This is a genomic window from Micromonospora sp. NPDC004551, from assembly GCF_040609975.1.
GTDB lineage: Bacteria > Actinomycetota > Actinomycetes > Mycobacteriales > Micromonosporaceae > Micromonospora.
Map to the genome: position 1 here is coordinate 55852 of NZ_JBEXLM010000004.1, position 16012 is coordinate 71863.

A 16012-nucleotide genomic window follows, 5' to 3' on the forward strand; every position below is an offset into this window, starting at 1 on the left:
ATGGCGGTGATGGTGGAGGTGGACCCGGAGCGGCTGGTGGTCCGGCCCAGCGGGGCCGACCGGTTCTGGGCCCTCGCGGCGGGGGTCGAGGTGCCCACCGGAGCGGTCACCTCGGTCCGCCCGGTCTCCCGCGCCGAGGCCTACCGGCGGGGCTCCGGCTTCCGGTTGCCGGGCGCCTACTGGCCCGGGCTGATCATGGCGGGCCGGTACGTCTCCCGGTCCAACGGGCGGTCGTTCTGGTGCGTGCACCGGGCCGACGAGGTGCTGCTGGTGGAGCTGGAGGGGCAGTCGTACGACAGGCTCGTCCTGGAGGTGGACGAGCCGGCCGAGGTCTCCCGGGCCATCGCGCGGGCCCGCTTCCGCTGACTCAGCGCCGGTCGCCGGGCGCCGCCTCCGGGGTGCCCACCCGGGCCTCCGCCTGCGCCGGACCGGTCTGCGCCGGCAGGCCCGGCGCCGAGTCGGTCTCGGTCGTGCCCGCCGGCGTCTCCTCGTGACGCGGCGCGGGCGCCGATCGCGCGGCCCGGGGCGGCCTGGCCGGGGTCCAGGCGAAGGCGAGCGCCCCGCCGACCAGGGCCAGCAGCATCCCGACGAGGAAGCCGCCCAGGTTCGAGGTCAGCCAGGAGACCAGCCCGAGCACGAGGGTGACCAGCGCGTAGAAGACCCGTTGCTGCGGCGTGGCGATCAGCAGCACGCCGCACAGCACCAGGACCACCGGCACCAGGTACGCGGCCAGCCCTTGCGGCCCGACGTGCAGCAGCACGCCGAGCGGGGCCCGCAGCGTCACGAGCATCTCCGCGCCGCCGAGCGCGACCAGCACCCCGGCGGTGAACGGGCGGCCCCGCCGCCAGCGGCGCCAGCGCCCGGCGGGGCGGTGGGCGGCCGGGGCCGCCTCCGCCGCCTCCGGCGCCTCGTGTCGTCCGGCGGTCATGTCAGCACCCGTCGGAGCTGAACGCCATGTGCAGGTTGGGCAGGGTGAAGACGGCGGCCGTGGTGGCGTAGTTGTTCTGCCGCAGGTTGGTGATGGTCACGGTGTCGGCCTGCTGGGCGAAGACGCCCGGGTTGCCGCGTACGCCGGGCACCTGGTCGACGGTGCTGGCGTCCTGCCCGACGTTGATGTTGCGGAACGACGCGTTGCCGGCGACCTCGTCGCCGTCGACGACGAGGGTCCGGGCGGTGACCGGCTTGCCGGCGTTGCCGGCGGTGATCCGCAGGTTGATGCCGCCCAGGCTGATGCTCTGGCAGAGGTTGGTGAGCTCGGCCTTGTCGATCGCCGAGACGATCACCACGACCTGCCCGCCGGTGTCGCCCTGGTTGGGGCTGTCCGGAATCATCTGGTCGAGGGTGGCGAACTGCTCGAACCCGGTGCCGGTGAGCTTGTCGGCGGTGACGGTGAACGGCATGCCCGAGATGGCGAACTGCGCGCCGAGCACGCCCTGGGCGGTCAGCACGATCATGCCGGCCGCGCCCGCCGCGACGGTGCCCATGGTGACGGCGAACCGGCGCCAGCGCACGCCGCTGCGCGGCGGCTCGGGCTCGTGCGGTGAGATCTGCTCCGACATGGCGGCTCTCCTTTTCGAGATCAATTCATCGGCGACGATGCGGGATGAGATCTGAATTGGTTCGCAGAATTTCTCGCGCCGAGGGCGCAGGCCGAAGTTACCGCTGGGTAAAGGTCGGGTCAACAGCCCGTAGCAGACAGTTGAGCGGCATCTGCGAATTGCGGCCAAAGTGAAAAACCGCTGCGGTTTTCGACCGCCTCGCCGGTCAGGAGTGGACGGTGGGCGCGCACGGGGCGGCCGCGCTCGGGCCGTCGTCCGGGCGGATCGGCCGGGTGGCGCGGGCCGCGCCGTCGGTGCCGAGGAACGGGGCGGTGGCCGCGTAGGTGAGCACCGGCAGCAGCGCGGGCAGGTCCGCTGCCCGGCCCCGGGCGACCTGCGCGCGGATGGTCGCGTGCAGGCCGCCGACCACGGTGGACACCAGCGTGTCCCGATCCACGCCGGCGGCGGCCGGGCCGGGGCCGGCGTCGGCGAAGAACCGGCGGAAGCTGCCCAGCAGGGCGTCCCGCTCCCGGCGCGCGTCCGGGCCGGCGGCGTCCACCTCGACCAGCGCCATCCGGGCGAACGCCGGCACGCTGGCGAGCACCTCCAGCAGGGTGCGCAGCGCGGCGCGGGCGGCGTCCGGCCAGGCCGGTCCCGCCTCGCGGTAGGCGCTCTCCATGAGCTGCGAGACCACGGCGATGCCGTGGCGGTAGGCGGCGAGGAACGCGTCCTCCTTGCCGGTGAAGAGGGCGTAGAAGGCCGGCCGGGTCACCCCGGCGGCGTGGCAGATGTCGCTGACCCGGGCGTTGTCGTAGCCCCGCGTGGCGACCTCCTGCACGAGCCCGTCGAAGAGGCGGTCGCGCTGGGTGGCCGCCACCACCTCGGCGGAGACCCGGCGCGGGCCGCGCTTGATGGCGCGGCCCGGGTCGCGGCCGGGGCGCGCGCCGGGCAGTGGGACCGGCGCCGGTTGCGGGCGGCGCTGCGTGGTCAACTTATCGACCTCCCTGTATGCATTGACTTTACGACCCTCCGGGGTTTACAACTGTCTGCACGCTGAGTTGACGCCCCGTCACGGTTGGTGATCTCACCCCTGGCTCATCGAAGGAGGGCTCGATGGCTGTCATTATCACCGAGCGCGGGTGCCCTCCCAAGACCGGAAAGGCGCAGGTGACGCGGCTCCGCCGCAGTGCGCCACGCCGGCCCGCCCGCTGACGTCGCGGCAGCTCTCGCCACCGCCCGGCCGGCCCCGATCGGCGGCCGCCGGGCACCCCACCGCGTCCGTCCAGGAGACGGTCGCGCCCGCCGCCCGGCCGTCCCGGCCGGGTGGGGACCGCCTGTGCGGTCCGATCGTCCCCGTCCCACCACCGGAAGGAAGAACCATGTCCAGGTACGGACGAATCGGCGCGGGCCTCGCCGCCCTGGCGCTGCTGACCGGTGTCGTCGGCGCCGCCCCCGCCGTCGCCGCCCCCACGTCGTCGCTCGCCAGCGCCGTGCTCACCTACCCGACCCCCGCCGGCACCGCCGTCGCCGTCAACGACGTCGTCCAGGCCAGCCTGAAGACCGGCACCAACGCCACCTTCTACTCCTCGACCACCGGCACCACCGGCATCAAGTGCGCCGCGTCCAGCTTCACCGCCAAGGTGATCACCAATCCGACCGCTCCGGGCACCGCCACCGAGAGTCTCACCGCGCAGACCTTCTCGAGCTGCACCACCAACGTGATCGGCACCACCGGGGTGCAGAGCATTACCGTGAACAACCTGCCGTACAACGCCTCGGTCACCAGCGCCGGCGTGGTCACCATCTCCGGCGGCGCCGCCGGGCCGTTCCAGAGCACGGTGGTGCTGAACAGCTTGCTCGGCCCGATGACCTGCGTCTACCGGTCCGCCACGAACAGCATCGTCGGCACGGCGATCAACGGCACCAACTCGATCGTCTTCACCAACCAGCCGCTGACCAAGTTCTCCGGGCCCGCCACCTGCTTCGGCACCGCGTACTTCTCCGCGACGTACTCGCCGGTGCGGGACACCAGCAGGACCGGCAGCCCGAGCGTCTACGTCAACTGACCACCGTCCACGGGCCGGTGCGCGGCGGTTCGCCGGGCGCCGGCCCCGCCGGTCAGCCGGCCGCCAGCGCCGTGTGCAGGGCGCGCATCGACCGGAGCGCCGAGCGGATCTCCTGCAGGTAGCGCCCCGGGGTGAGAGTGGGCTCCGGCACCCCGACCGGCGCGGCCAGCGCCGGGTCCACGCCGACCGTGTCGATCCCGCAGCCGAACGGCACCGCGAGGGTGCGCAGCGCGTCGCAGTGCTGGAACGGCACGTAGATGGGCGCGGTCACCATCAGCACCGGATCGCCCTCGCGCAGCCGGACGTGCCCGGCCCAGAACCGCTGGGTGTCGGCGGTGTGCGCCCGGCGGCGGTCCGGCTCGCCGGAGGGGGCGGCGAGCACCCGGACCGGGGGCAGCCCGGCCGGCCGGTACGTGCGCGAGGACCAGGCCCGGTGCGGATGGTCCGCGGCCTCGCCGGTCTCCTCGCTCGGCGCGTCCACCCCGAACGCCAGGCGCACCCCGGCGTCCAGGGCGTCGACCTCGGTGGCGCAACCGTGCACCCCGGCATCGGCGAGCAGCCGCGACTCCACCGGGGAGAGGGCCCGGAAGCTGCCCAGCACCGCCACCTCGCCGGCCACCCCGGTGGCCGTCCGGGCCAGGTGCGCGGCGTACGCGGTGCGCCGCAGGCAGGCGTGCGCCAGGCCCCCGAGGACCAGCAGGTGCGCGTACCGGGGCAGGGTGGGCGGCAGGGACCGGACCAGGCCCAGCGCTGCCGCCACCTCGTGCACCAGCCCGACCGTGGCCGGGTCGAACGCCGGCTCCCGGGCCTCGGGGCGTTCCCGCCCGGCACGGAAGTCCCAGTGCCGGGCCGAGAAGCCGTCCAGCCCGGCCAGCACGGCGCCCAGGTCACCGGCCGGCCAGTCGCCGCCGAAATGCCCGACCAGGGCCCGCATCGGCGGCGAGCCCACCCAGGCACCGATCCCCGCCGTGAGTTCCGCCCGGGTCGTGCCCGCCGCGCCGGCCGGCAGCGCCACCTCCGTCGTCCGCACCCGGCGGATGCTACCGGCGGCGAGCGGGTGCCGACCGGCCGTTGTGGATCGTGGCTACCCTGGGCGCACCGAGTGACCGGGGGTGGCCGATGGCGGGTGCGGCGATGCGGCGACGGGCGCGGGGCCGGGCCGGCACGGGTGAGAACCTGGTGCGGCTGGTCGCACACGCCGACCCGGTGGCCCTGGTCGGCATCACGCTGTCCATCCTGCTGTCCGTGACGCTCGATCTGACGAACGCGGCCACCGGGGTCGAGTCGCTGCTGGCCGGCCTCATGGGCATCACGATCTCGCTGGTGCTCGACTCGCTGGCCCGGGCCGAGCGCCGGTTCCACCTGCGCACGCTGCTGGACGGGCCGCCCTGGCTGGTCGGCGCCACCCCGCAGCTCGCCGGTGCGCTGCGCGAGGCGGCCGAGCGGCACGCCGGTACCCGGGTCGCCGCCGAGGCGCAGCGCCGCTTCGAGGAGTTCCGCCGGGAGGCCGAGCAGCTCGCCGCGGGCCGGATCAGCCGGCCCGGCGATGACGCCGAGGACCTGATCGGCGCCACCCGGGACTGCACCCGCGAACTGGTCGGGCTGACCAACGTGATGCCCCGGGTCAGCGGCGAGCTGAGCTGGTGGCGCGGTGACGTGGGCCGCCGCTACTGGGAGGCCAACCTGGCCGCCCTCGCCCGGGGCGTACGGATCACCCGGATCTTCACGTACGCCACCCTGACCCCCGAGCTGTCCGAGCTGATCGAGACGCAACGGCGGGCCGGCGTCCGGGTGGGGCTGCTGCCGATCGGCGGCGTCAGCCCGCACCTGCACGTCAACCTCGTGGTCTGGGACGGTTCGAGCTGCTGGGAGGGGAAGATGACCGCGCACGGCGAGATCAGCGCGAACGAGTTCTCCGTCCATCCGGCCGACGTGGAGCGGCTGACCCGCGTCTTCCGGCACTGCGCCGACATCGCCACGTTCCCGGGCTGACCGCCGTGACGTGGACCGCGGTCCTGCTGGTGACCGCCGTGGTCTGGGCGGTCAGCGTGATCCGCTCGGTCCGGGTGCGCGCCTTCGTCTACAGCCTGCCGCTGCCGATGACCCTGGCCCTGGTCACCACCGGGCACCCGGTGGAGGGGGCGCAGGTGCTCGGCGTGGTCGGCCTCAACCTCTTCTTCGTCACGGTGGCGGTCACCCACCGCCGGCTGCGCTGGCCGATCCTCCTGGCCGACCTGGCCGGCATCGCGGTCTACGTGGCGCTCAGCGCCGGTGTGCTGGCGGTGCCTGTGCCGTTCGAAGCGGCGCTGGCCGGCGCCGTGGCGCTCTGGGCGCTGGCCATGGTGCTGCTGCGCCGCCGGGCCGCGGGCGCGCCACCCCCGGAGCCGGCGGAGGCCCGGCGGGACGGTCTCGCCGCGCCGGTCAAGCTCGTGGTGATCTTCGTCGGCGCGCTGGTCACGGGGCTGCTCGGCGAGCTGCTGCGCGGCATGGTGGTCACCTTCCCGTACTCCGGGGTGCTGGTCGCCGTCGAGGCCCGCCGCCAGCTCGCCGAGTTCAGCCGGCACTTCGCCCGCAACAGCCTGGCCCTGGTCGGCTTCCTCGCCGGTCACCACTACCTCCAGGACACCTCGCCGGGCCTCGCCCTGGCCGCCGGCTGGGCCGCCTTCGCGCTGGTCGCCGCCGCCCTGCACCTGCCGCGCCCCGGCGCGCTGCTGCGGATCGCGTCGCCGATGAGCCGACCGACCAGCGGAAGGGTGGGCCTCGACCGGATTTCACTCCGGAAACCGCAGCAGGGCGGTTGACGTGGTGTCAGGCGGGCGGCCCCGCTGCGCTACACAGTGACAGTTGTCCCTGCCTCCGCGTGATGAGAGCGTGCGGGGACCAACCGCCGCTGAAGGGTGCGCCGATGACCTCCGACGACCTGCTGGCCCGGCACCGGGCCGTGCTCCCGTCCTGGATGCCGCTCTACTACGCCGAACCGCTCGAACTGGTCTCCGGCTCCGGCCGCCGGGTGACCGACGCGGCCGGACGCACCTACCTGGACTTCTTCGGCGGCGTACTGACCAACATGATCGGCTACGACATCCCGGAGATCCGGGAGGCGGTCGAACGGCAGGTGCGCACCGGCATCGTGCACAGCTCGACGCTCTACCTGATCCGCCAGCAGGTCGAGCTGGCCGAGAAGATCGCCCGGATCTCCGGCATCCCCGACGCCCGGGTCTTCTTCACCAACTCCGGCACCGAGGCCAACGAGGCGGCCCTGCTGGTCGCCACCAACCACCGCCGCTCGCACCAGGTCCTCGCCGTGCGCAACAGCTACCACGGCCGGTCGTACGCGGCCATGGGCGTCACCGGCAACCGGGGCTGGTCGGCCAGCGGGCTCAACCCGCTCCAGGTCGCCTGGCTGCACTCCGGCGAGCGGCTGCGCGGCCTGCTGGCCCGCCTCGACGAGAGCGACCGGATCGACGCGGCCGTGGAGGACCTGCGCGAGGTGCTCGCCACCCAGACCGCCGGCGACGTGGCCTGCCTGATCGCCGAGCCGATCCAGGGCGTCGGCGGCTTCGTGCACGGCCCGGACGGGCTCTTCGCCGCCTGGAAGAAGGTGCTCGACGAGCACGGCATCCTGCTCATCTCCGACGAGGTGCAGACCGGCTGGGGCCGCACCGGCGAGCACTTCTGGGGCTACGAGGCGCACGGTGTCACCCCGGACCTGCTCACCTTCGCCAAGGGCATCGGCAACGGCTTCGCCCTGGCCGGTGTCGTCGGCCGGGCCGAGGTGCTGGAGTCGGTGCCGGCGATCAGCTTCTCCACCTACGGCGGCAACCCGGTCTCCACGGCGGCCGGCAACGCCGTCGTCGACTATCTGCTGAACCACGACCTCCAGGCCAACGCCGCACGGGTCGGCGCGATCCTCGGCGACGGCCTGCGCGCCGCCACCGCGGACCTCGACGCCGTCGCCGAGGTGCGCGGGAAGGGCCTCATGCTGGGCGTCGAGTTCGTCCGGCCCGGCACCACCGAGCCCGATCCGGCGCTCACCGCCCGGGTCTTCGAGGCCTGCCGGGAGGGCGGCCTCCTGGTCGGCAAGGGCGGCCTGCACGGCAACGTGGTGCGGATGGGCCCGCCGCTGACCCTCACCGAGGACGAGGCCCGCGAGGGCCTGGCCATCCTGGTCGAGGCGATCCGCTCGTCCGTCGCCGCGGAGGTGGCCGCATGAGCTTCATCGGGCACTTCGTGGACGGGAAGCGGGTCGGCGGGGACTCCGAGCGGCGCGGGGACGTCTTCGACCCGGCGACCGGCCGGCGTACCGGGGAGGTGGCGCTGGCCTCCGCCGCGGACGTGGCGGGCGCGGTCGAGGCCGCCGAGCGGGCCGCCCGGTCCTGGCGGGACGCCTCGCTGGCCAAGCGGACCGCCGTCATGTTCGCCTTCCGCGAGCTGGTCAACGGCCGGCGCGACCGGCTCGCCGAGCTGATCACCGCCGAGCACGGCAAGGTGCTCGCGGACGCCGCCGGCGAGGTGCAGCGCGGGCTGGAGGTCATCGAGTACGCCTGCGGCATCCCCTCGGCGTTGCGCGGCGGCTTCAGCGAGAACGTCTCCACCGAGGTCGACTCGTACAGCCTGCGGCAGCCGCTGGGCGTGGTCGCGGTGATCTCACCGTTCAACTTCCCGGTGATGGTGCCGCTCTGGTTCGTCCCGGTCGCGATCGCCTGCGGCAACGCCGTGGTGCTCAAGCCCAGCGAGAAGGACCCGAGCGCGGCGCTGCTGCTGGCCGAGTGGTTCACCGAGGCCGGGCTGCCGGACGGCGTGCTCAACGTGGTCAACGGCGACAAGGAGGCGGTCGACGCGCTGCTCGACCACCCGGGCGTCAAGGCGGTGTCGTTCGTCGGCTCCACCCCGGTGGCCCGGTACGTGCACCAGCGCGGCTCGCTGGCCGGCAAGCGCGTGCAGGCGCTCGGCGGAGCGAAGAACCACATGGTGGTGCTCCCCGACGCCGACCTCGACCTGGCCGCCGACGCGGCGGTCAACGCCGGCTTCGGCTCGGCGGGGGAGCGGTGCATGGCGATCTCCGCGCTGGTCGCGGTCGAGCCGGTGGCCGACGCGCTGGTCACCCGGATCGCCGAGCGGATCGGCCGGCTGCGCACCGGGGACGGCCGGCGCGGCTGCGACATGGGCCCGCTGGTCACCGCCGCGCACGCCGAGCGGGTCCGCTCCTATGTGGAGTCCGGCATCGCGGCCGGCGCGGTGCCGGTGGTCGACGGCCGCGAGGTGACCCCGGACGGGGACGCCGACGGGTTCTGGCTCGGCCCGACCCTCTTCGACCACGTCACCCCGGAGATGTCGATCTACACCGACGAGATCTTCGGCCCGGTGCTCAGCGTGGTCCGGGTCGGTTCGTACGACGAGGCGGTCGAGCTGGTCAACGCCAACCCGTACGGCAACGGCACCGCGATCTTCACCAACGACGGCGGCGCCGCCAAGCGCTACCAGCACGAGGTGGAGGTCGGAATGGTCGGCGTCAACGTGCCGATCCCCGTGCCGATGGCCTACTACTCCTTCGGCGGCTGGAAGGCCTCCCTCTTCGGCGACCTGCACGCGCACGGCGCCGACGGGGTCGCCTTCTTCACCCGGGGCAAGGTGGTCACCAGCCGCTGGCTCGACCCGCGCCACGGCGGGGTCAACCTCGGCTTCCCCACCCAGACCTGAGCAGCCGCAGCACCCCCGCCCCGGCCAGGTACGCCACCAGCGCCGGGGCGGGCAGCCCCAGCGGCTCGGGCGCGGCCTTGCGGGTGAGGCTGTTCAGCAGCAGCCCGGCGACGAGCCCGGCGTACCCGAGGACGGCCAGCGCGGTGCGGAGCCGGCGGGCGCCCTCGCCGGCCGGGCCGGTCGCGGGCGGGCGGCGGGTGCGGGCCTCGATGGGGCCGAACACGGCGACCAGCGCGGCCAGCACCACGGCGAGGGCCAGCAGCCAGGGGATCCGCCAGCCCCACCAGGCGGCCGAGCCGACGCGGGGAGTGGGCAGCGCGCCGAGCGCGTCGAGGAGCCCGACCAGCAGCACCGCCGCGGTCAGGTGCCACAGGAAGACGGTGAGCACCACGGAGTTCACCGCGATCACCGCCCGCCAGGCGCGGGGCCGGCGCAGCCAGCGTCCGGCCGGCTCCCGCAGCAGCAGGATCAGGCCGAGCTGGGCGGTGGCCACGGCCAACAGTGCGAGGCTCGGTGGCGCCGCGTTGTCCAGGCGTTCGCCGGGCACGTTGAGCATCGCCACCGGGTACGGCCCGACCACCGTCAGCAGCACCACGGCGACCAGCCCGCCGGCGAACAGCACCGCCCCGGCGGTGCGGGAGAGCGGCAGCCGGCGCCGCCGCAGGCCCCGCGGCTCGGCCGCGTCACCCTGGGTGCGGTTGTCGTACCAGGCGAAGCCGAGCTGATGGATGGCCAGCCAACCGAACACGTAGTTGCCCGTCGCGAGCCCCGCCGGGCCCCAGATCCGGCCCAGGTCGCCGAGCGCCACCAGGCCGACCAGCACCACGGGCACGGTGAGGCCGAAGCGGCGGTGCAGCGCGTACATGGGCGGGGTCAGCGGCACCACGATCAGGTAGGCGACCAGGAACCACAGCGGGATGGTGGCGAACCAGACCACGGTGCGGACCTGCGCCGGGTCGGCCCCACGCAGTGAGGCCACCGCGGCGCCGGCCGCCAGCACCACGAGCAGCGCCGTGGTGGGCCGGGCCAGCCGGGCGCTGCGGTCCACCAGCCAGCCGGTGGCGGTGCCTCCGCGGCTCCGGCGGGCGGTCAGCGACGCGGCGTTGGCGTAGCCACCGACCAGGAAGAACACCGGTATCACCTGGGCCACCCAGGTCAGCGGCCACGCCCATGGCAGGTCACCGAGGGCGGAATGGCCTGCGGGGTGGCCAGCCCGGTCGTAGCCGATGACCGTCACGCCCCAGTGGCCGAGCACGACCATCGTGATGGCGAGCGCCCGGAGCAGGTCGACGTAGCGCTCCCGAGTGGCCGGCGTGCGCTCGGCGAGCTGCCGCAGGCGGCCCATGGGCCCAGGCTATGCCAGCCGCCGCCGGCCGGTACGGATAACGGTTCGGTCCACAGGTCTTGTGGTCCGCGCCGCGCTGCCGTAGAAATTCTTCAGCAACACCAACTGAATTGAAGACAAGCAACAGCTGACCACCCCAGAGCCTCGACGTCGCGGCCGCCGTCCCCCAGACTGCGGCGGGCCGCGCGTACCCGAACCGAGGAGATGCGATGAACAGGCGTGAGATCCTCCGGCGGAGCGCTGCCGCCGGCCTGCTGGCCACCCCCGCCGCCGGCCTTCTCGCCGGCTGCGCCACCTCCGGTGGCGACGACGACAAGGGCGACTCCGGCGCCTACAAGGGCACCAAGAGCGAGCAGAACCCGCTCGGCGTCAAGGAGGACGCACCGCTCGAGGTGGTGATCTTCAACGGCGGCTTCGGCGAGGAGTACGCCAAGGCCCACGAGGCCATGTATAAGGAGAAGCACCCGAAGGCGGAGATCAAGCACTCGGCCACGCAGGAGATCAACAAGACGCTCCAGCCGCGCTTCGTCGACGGCACCCCGCCGGACGTCGTGAACAACTCCGGCGCGGGCCAGATCGACCCCAACGGCCTGGTGTCCCAGAACGCCCTGGCAGACCTCGGCGACCTGCTCGCCGCGCCGAGCCTCGACGTCCCCGGCAAGACGGTCAAGGACACCCTGCTCCCCGGCGCCGTCGAGGTCGGCTCGTACGACGGCAAGTTCCTGGTGATGAACTACACCTACACGGTGTACGGCATCTGGCACTCCACCAAGCTCTTCGCCGACCGCGGCTGGCAGTACGCCAAGACCTGGGACGAGCACATCGCGCTCTGCAAGCAGATCAAGGCCGCCGGCATCGCCCCCTGGACGTACGCCGGCCTGCACCCTCGCTACATGAGCTGGCCGCTGATCTCCACCGCGATCAAGCTCGGCGGCCCCTCGGTGGCGCTGGCCATCGACAACCTGGAGCCCAACGCCTGGAAGTCCGACGCCATGAAGGCCGCCGCGGACGCGTGGCACCAGATCGTCAAGGACAAGTACATCCTGGAGGGCTCGCCCGGCCTGGACCACAAGCAGTCGCAGACCGCCTGGTGCCAGGGCAAGGCCGCCTTCATCTCCTGCGGCTCCTGGCTGGAGAGCGAGCAGAAGGACGTCACCCCGGCCGGCTTCAACATGACCGTGGCACCGACCCCGAGCCTGGGCAGCGGCGACAAGCTGCCGTTCGAGGCGATCCGGGGCACCGCGGGCGAGCCGTTCATCGTGCCGGCCAAGGCCAAGAACGTGGCCGGCGGGCTGGAGTACTTCCGGACCATGCTGTCCAAGAAGGGCGCCCAGGACTTCACCAAGAAGGTCGCCAGCCTCACCGTGGTGGCCGGCACGACCGAGGGCGTCGAGCTGCCGTTCGGGCTCAGCACCGTGGTCAAGGCGCTGGAGGCGTCCGGGTCCAACGGCTTCAACTGGGTCTACAACAACTACTACCGCAAGCTCGAGCGCAACCTGGTCGACGCCGCCTGCGGCGAGTTCTTCAGCGGCCGGATCGGGCCGGCCGAGTTCCTCGACCAGTGCCAGAAGGGCGCCGACTCGATCGCCCAGGACAGCTCGATCAAGAAGTACAAGCGGGCCGCGTGACGTGCCCCGGTGGGGGTGGGTCCGCCCACCCCCACCGGTCGAACCAGGGAGGGGTCGCCAGGTGCGACATGGCAGATACCCGCTGATCATCAGCTTCCTGCTGCCGCCGCTCGTGCTGTACGGCGTCTTCGTGCTCTCGCCGTACCTCCAGGCCTTTCAGATCTCGACCACCGACTGGCTGGGCTATTCCGCCCAGGCCGACCCGGTGGGCCTGGCGAACTTCCGCACGCTGCTGCACGACGGCTACGTCTGGAACGCGCTGACCAACAACGCGGTCCTGCTGCTCGTGGTGCCGGTGCTCACCATCGCGCTCGGCCTGTTCTTCGCCACCATGCTCACCATGGGCGGCCGCAAGGGCCGGGCCGGCGTGACCGGCGTCCGGGGCACCGCGGTCTACCGGCTGGTCTACTTCTTCCCGCAGGTGCTCTCGGTGGTCATCATCGCCCTGCTGTGGAAGGAGATCTACAACCCGCGCAGCGGCCTGCTCAACGGCACGCTGCACGCGCTCGGCCTGCCCACCCCGGCCTGGCTCGGCGACCCCCGGTTCGCCTTCTGGTGCGTGCTGGCCGTCATGGTGTGGAGCAACGTCGGCTTCTACGTCGTGCTCTTCGGCGCGGCGATGCAGGCCATCCCGCGCGACATCTACGAGGCCGTGATGCTCGACGGGGCGTCCCGGGCGGTGATGCTCCGGAAGATCACCATCCCGCTGCTCTGGGACACCATCCAGGTGGCCTGGATCTACCTGGCCATCGCCGCGCTGGACGGGTTCATCCTGGTCCAGCTCATGACCAACGGCGGCCCGAACTTCTCCAGCGACGTGATCGGCATGCGGATGTACGACACCGCGTTCGGCAGCGAGACCAAGTTCGGCTACGCCTCGGCGATCGGCGTGGTGATGTTCTTCCTGACCCTGTCGGTGGCGGTGCTGGCGCTGCGGGCCGCCCGGCGCGATCGGATCGAGTACTCATGACCAGTGTGGACGCCGGCACCCGGCCGGCCCCGGCGGCGCCCGCCGAGCCGACGACCGGCCGGCCGCCGCGCCGCGAGCTGGGCGTCGCGAACGTCTTCTCGCACAGCTTCCTGCTGCTGTGGGCGGCGATGACCCTGCTGCCACTGGCCTGGATGGTGCTCAGCTCGCTGAAGAGCAACGGGGAGATCCTCGCCGACCCGTGGGGGCTGCCCGAGGCGCTGCACGTGGACAACTGGGCGCGGGCCTGGACCAAGGCGCACATCGGGCGCTACTTCCTGAACAGCGCCGTGGTGGTGGCCGGCTCGCTGACCCTCACCATGCTGCTCGGCGCCGCCGCCGCGTACGTCTTCGCGCGCTACGACTTCCGCGGCCGGCAGGTGGTCTACTACCTGTTCGTCGGCGGGATGATGTTCCCGGTCTTCCTCGCCCTGGTGCCGCTCTTCTTCGTGGTCCGCAACGCCGGCCTCTTCGGCACCTGGACCGGCCTCATCCTGGTCTACACCGCCTACTCGCTGCCGTTCACGGTGTTCTTCCTGACCGCGTTCTTCCGCACCCTGCCGACCGCGATCGCCGAGGCGGCGCTGATCGACGGCTGCGGTCACTTCCGGCTCTTCTTCCGGGTGATGCTGCCGATGGCGCGTCCGGGACTGATCAGCGTCGGCATCTTCAACTTTCTCAGCCACTGGAACCAGTTCCTGCTGCCGCAGGTGCTCATGCAGGGCGACGAGTCGAAGTGGATGCTCGCCCAGGGCCTGAACGCGCTCGCCGTCAACCAGGGCTACGCCGGTGACTACGCCCAGCTCTTCGCCGGCCTGACCATCGCGGTGCTGCCGGTGCTCGTGGTCTACGTGGCCTTCCAGCGGCAGATCCAGGCCGGCCTCACCGCCGGGCAGCTCAAGTGAGGTCGTTGCCACAGGCAACGGGACAGCGCGATCGCTGACCGCCCCCTTATCGTGGGCCGGCACCTTCACCGATCGACAGGAATCACATGTTTGAACTTGTCTACGAGCTCCTCCTGATTCTGGGCGGCATCGCGATGGTCGCCATCGGCATCGCCATCAAGGAGCAGAGCACGGGCTCTCGGATCTTGAACGTCGTCGTGGGCCTGGCCTTCTTCGGCTACGGCTTCTACCTGATGTTCCTCGCGCCCGTGGGTTATGAGTACCGGATCTTCATCTACGTCTTCATCCTGCCGATCCTGCTCATCGTGCAAGCGGTGAAGGCCCGCAAGGCGGCCCGCGAGCAGGCCGCCTCGCACCAGTTCGCCGGCGCCGCACAGCCGGGCCAGTTCGCCCCGTCCGCGCCGGCCGCGTCCGGCCATCCGGGTCAGGGTTTCCCGGCCCCGCAGAACCAGCCGTACGGCCAGGCCCCGCAGAACCAGCCCTACGGCCAGGTTCCGCAGGGCCAGCCGTACGGCCAGGCGCCGCAGGGTCAGCCGGCTCCGCACCCCGGCTACCCGGCGCACCCCGGGCAGCCGGCCCCCCAGGGGCAGTACGGCCAGCCGCAGGGGCAGCCGTACCCGGGCGCCTGACGGTTTGACCTGGTAGCGGGCCGGTCGACGGTGTCGGCCGGCCCCCTACCGGCTTGACCCGTAGGAAATCTCCTACCTATTGTGGTGGCCATGACCGTGACCCACGTGCAACTCGTCTCCGTGCCCGTCAGCGACCAGGACCGGGCCCGCGACTTCTACCTCGACGTCCTCGACTTCGACCTGATCTTCGACAACCCGATGGGGCCCGACGGCAGCCGCTGGATCCAGGTGGCACCGAAGGGCGCGGCCACCGCGCTGACCCTGGTCACCTGGTTCCCGACCATGGCGCCCGGCTCGCTGAAGGGCCTGGTGCTGGAGACCGACGACCTCGACGCCGACGCCGCCCGGTTGCGGGAGCGGGGCGTGGACCTCCCGGACGGCGGCATCCAGACCGCGCCGTGGGGCCGCTACATCACCTTCCACGACCCCGACGGCAACGGCATCGTCCTGCAGTCCACCCGGGTCTGACGTGTCGGACGTCTTCGCGGCGCTGGCCAATCCCACCCGCCGGGAACTGCTGCGGCTGCTGCTCGAACGCGGCGAGCAGCCGGTGCAGCAGCTGGCCGACCACTTCGACATGCGCCGGCCCAGCCTGTCGGAGCACCTGCGGGTGCTCAAGGACGCCGGGCTGGTGACCGAGCAGCCGATCGGCCGGCAGCGCTTCTACGCGCTGCGCCCCGAGCCGCTGCGCGAGGTGGCCGACTGGCTCGGCCCGTACGAGCGGTTCTGGCGGGCGCGCCTCGCCGACCTGCGCGAGGTGCTGGACGGGCTTCCCGATGAGTGAGCCGGCGACGATCGAGGTGGACCAGTTCCTGGCCCACCCGCCGGCCAAGGTCTGGCGGGCGCTGACCGATTCTGATCTGCTGGCGCGCTGGTTGATGCCCAACGACTTCCGGCCCGTTCCGGGGCACGTGTTCACCTTCCGCACCTCCCCGCGGCCGGGTCAGGGCTTCGACGGCGTGGTGCACTGCGAGGTGCTGGAGCTGGACGAGCCGCGCCGGCTGCGCTGGGCCTGGCGGGGTGGCCGGCTGGACACGGTCGTCACGTGGACCCTGGTGCCGGAGGGGCGGGGCACCCGGCTGTTCCTGGAGCACGCCGGGTTCGACCCGGACGACCCGGTGCAGCGGCGCACCTTCACCCTGCTCGACGGCGGTTGGCGCAGCCACGTCTGGCCACGACTGTCGCAGGCCCTCGCCGACCTGAGCTAGCGGCCCGGCCGCGGCTCGACGGGTGG

General features: G+C 72.6%; 18 protein-coding genes. 13 read left to right on the plus strand and 5 right to left on the minus strand.

Translation table 11 applies throughout. The annotated features are described in order from the left end of the window. Positions 1–366 (plus strand): hypothetical protein, encoded by a 366-nt coding sequence (locus tag ABZW14_RS07010; RefSeq protein ID WP_355341065.1) that lies wholly within the window; start codon positions 1–3, stop codon positions 364–366. Between the two features lies 1 nt (position 367). Here the strand turns inward: ABZW14_RS07010 and ABZW14_RS07015 are convergent, their stop codons facing one another. The 3 genes from ABZW14_RS07015 to ABZW14_RS07025 form a co-directional block, all read right to left on the minus strand. Continuing rightward, entirely contained in the window at positions 368–928 is a 561-nt protein-coding gene (locus ABZW14_RS07015) for a DUF6114 domain-containing protein (protein ID WP_355341068.1), read from the minus strand. Position 929: 1 nt separating this feature from the next. Continuing rightward, positions 930–1559, minus strand: a complete 630-nt coding sequence (locus tag ABZW14_RS07020) for a DUF6230 family protein (RefSeq protein WP_355341071.1) — start codon at positions 1557–1559, stop codon at positions 930–932. Between the two features lie 205 nt (positions 1560–1764). Further along, positions 1765–2529 carry a TetR/AcrR family transcriptional regulator gene (locus ABZW14_RS07025; RefSeq protein ID WP_355341074.1) on the minus strand — a complete coding sequence of 255 codons (765 nt, stop codon included), beginning with the start codon at positions 2527–2529 and terminating at the stop codon, positions 1765–1767. Positions 2530–2917: 388 nt separating this feature from the next. Here ABZW14_RS07025 and ABZW14_RS07030 point away from each other — a divergent pair, with 388 nt between their 5' ends. After that, on the plus strand, positions 2918–3604 hold the full coding sequence (locus ABZW14_RS07030; protein WP_355341077.1) for a Tat pathway signal sequence domain protein: 687 nt from the start codon (positions 2918–2920) through the stop codon (positions 3602–3604). Positions 3605–3656: 52 nt separating this feature from the next. On the opposite strand, the gene ABZW14_RS07035 is transcribed toward ABZW14_RS07030, so the two are convergent. Next, complete coding sequence (locus tag ABZW14_RS07035; RefSeq protein ID WP_355341079.1) at positions 3657–4634, minus strand: hypothetical protein; 978 nt, start codon at positions 4632–4634, stop codon at positions 3657–3659. A gap of 104 nt (positions 4635–4738) precedes the next feature. Here ABZW14_RS07035 and ABZW14_RS07040 point away from each other — a divergent pair, with 104 nt between their 5' ends. From ABZW14_RS07040 to ABZW14_RS07055, 4 genes are all read left to right on the plus strand, one after another. After that, entirely contained in the window at positions 4739–5596 is an 858-nt protein-coding gene (locus tag ABZW14_RS07040) for a hypothetical protein (protein ID WP_355341082.1), read from the plus strand. 5 nt (positions 5597–5601) lie between these two features. Then, positions 5602–6405, plus strand: a complete 804-nt coding sequence (locus tag ABZW14_RS07045; protein ID WP_355341085.1) for a hypothetical protein — start codon at positions 5602–5604, stop codon at positions 6403–6405. A 104-nt stretch (positions 6406–6509) separates the two neighbouring features. After that, positions 6510–7817 carry an aspartate aminotransferase family protein gene (locus ABZW14_RS07050; protein ID WP_355341088.1) on the plus strand — a complete coding sequence of 436 codons (1308 nt, stop codon included), beginning with the start codon at positions 6510–6512 and terminating at the stop codon, positions 7815–7817. Next, positions 7814–9304: a CoA-acylating methylmalonate-semialdehyde dehydrogenase gene (locus tag ABZW14_RS07055; protein ID WP_355341091.1), complete on the plus strand. Its 1491-nt coding sequence runs from the start codon at positions 7814–7816 to the stop codon at positions 9302–9304. Before ABZW14_RS07050 ends, ABZW14_RS07055 begins: the two co-directional genes overlap by 4 nt. Here the strand turns inward: ABZW14_RS07055 and ABZW14_RS07060 are convergent. After that, positions 9276–10649: an acyltransferase gene (locus tag ABZW14_RS07060; RefSeq protein ID WP_355341094.1), complete on the minus strand. Its 1374-nt coding sequence runs from the start codon at positions 10647–10649 to the stop codon at positions 9276–9278. The two genes, ABZW14_RS07055 and ABZW14_RS07060, sit on opposite strands and share 29 nt — an antisense overlap. 209 nt (positions 10650–10858) lie before the next feature. Here ABZW14_RS07060 and ngcE point away from each other — a divergent pair, with 209 nt between their 5' ends. The 7 genes from ngcE to ABZW14_RS07095 all read left to right on the plus strand — a co-directional run bounded on the left by ngcE (position 10859) and on the right by ABZW14_RS07095 (position 15986). Beyond that, complete coding sequence (gene ngcE / locus ABZW14_RS07065; RefSeq protein WP_355341097.1) at positions 10859–12277, plus strand: N-acetylglucosamine/diacetylchitobiose ABC transporter substrate-binding protein; 1419 nt, start codon at positions 10859–10861, stop codon at positions 12275–12277. A gap of 61 nt (positions 12278–12338) precedes the next feature. Next, the gene (locus tag ABZW14_RS07070; RefSeq protein WP_355341100.1) at positions 12339–13247 is read left to right on the plus strand and encodes a sugar ABC transporter permease; all 909 of its coding nucleotides are present in this window, start codon (positions 12339–12341) and stop codon (positions 13245–13247) included. A gap of 128 nt (positions 13248–13375) precedes the next feature. Further along, positions 13376–14149: a carbohydrate ABC transporter permease gene (locus tag ABZW14_RS07075; RefSeq protein WP_355341582.1), complete on the plus strand. Its 774-nt coding sequence runs from the start codon at positions 13376–13378 to the stop codon at positions 14147–14149. A gap of 86 nt (positions 14150–14235) precedes the next feature. Then, positions 14236–14778 carry a hypothetical protein gene (locus tag ABZW14_RS07080; protein WP_355341103.1) on the plus strand — a complete coding sequence of 181 codons (543 nt, stop codon included), beginning with the start codon at positions 14236–14238 and terminating at the stop codon, positions 14776–14778. Between the two features lie 90 nt (positions 14779–14868). After that, positions 14869–15246 carry a glyoxalase superfamily protein gene (locus ABZW14_RS07085; protein ID WP_355341106.1) on the plus strand — a complete coding sequence of 126 codons (378 nt, stop codon included), beginning with the start codon at positions 14869–14871 and terminating at the stop codon, positions 15244–15246. Between the two features lies 1 nt (position 15247). Continuing rightward, positions 15248–15562 (plus strand): metalloregulator ArsR/SmtB family transcription factor, encoded by a 315-nt coding sequence (locus ABZW14_RS07090; protein WP_154227616.1) that lies wholly within the window; start codon positions 15248–15250, stop codon positions 15560–15562. Next, complete coding sequence (locus tag ABZW14_RS07095; RefSeq protein ID WP_355341109.1) at positions 15555–15986, plus strand: SRPBCC domain-containing protein; 432 nt, start codon at positions 15555–15557, stop codon at positions 15984–15986. The genes ABZW14_RS07090 and ABZW14_RS07095 overlap by 8 nt, the downstream gene beginning before the upstream one ends. Positions 15987–16012 lie beyond the last annotated feature (26 nt).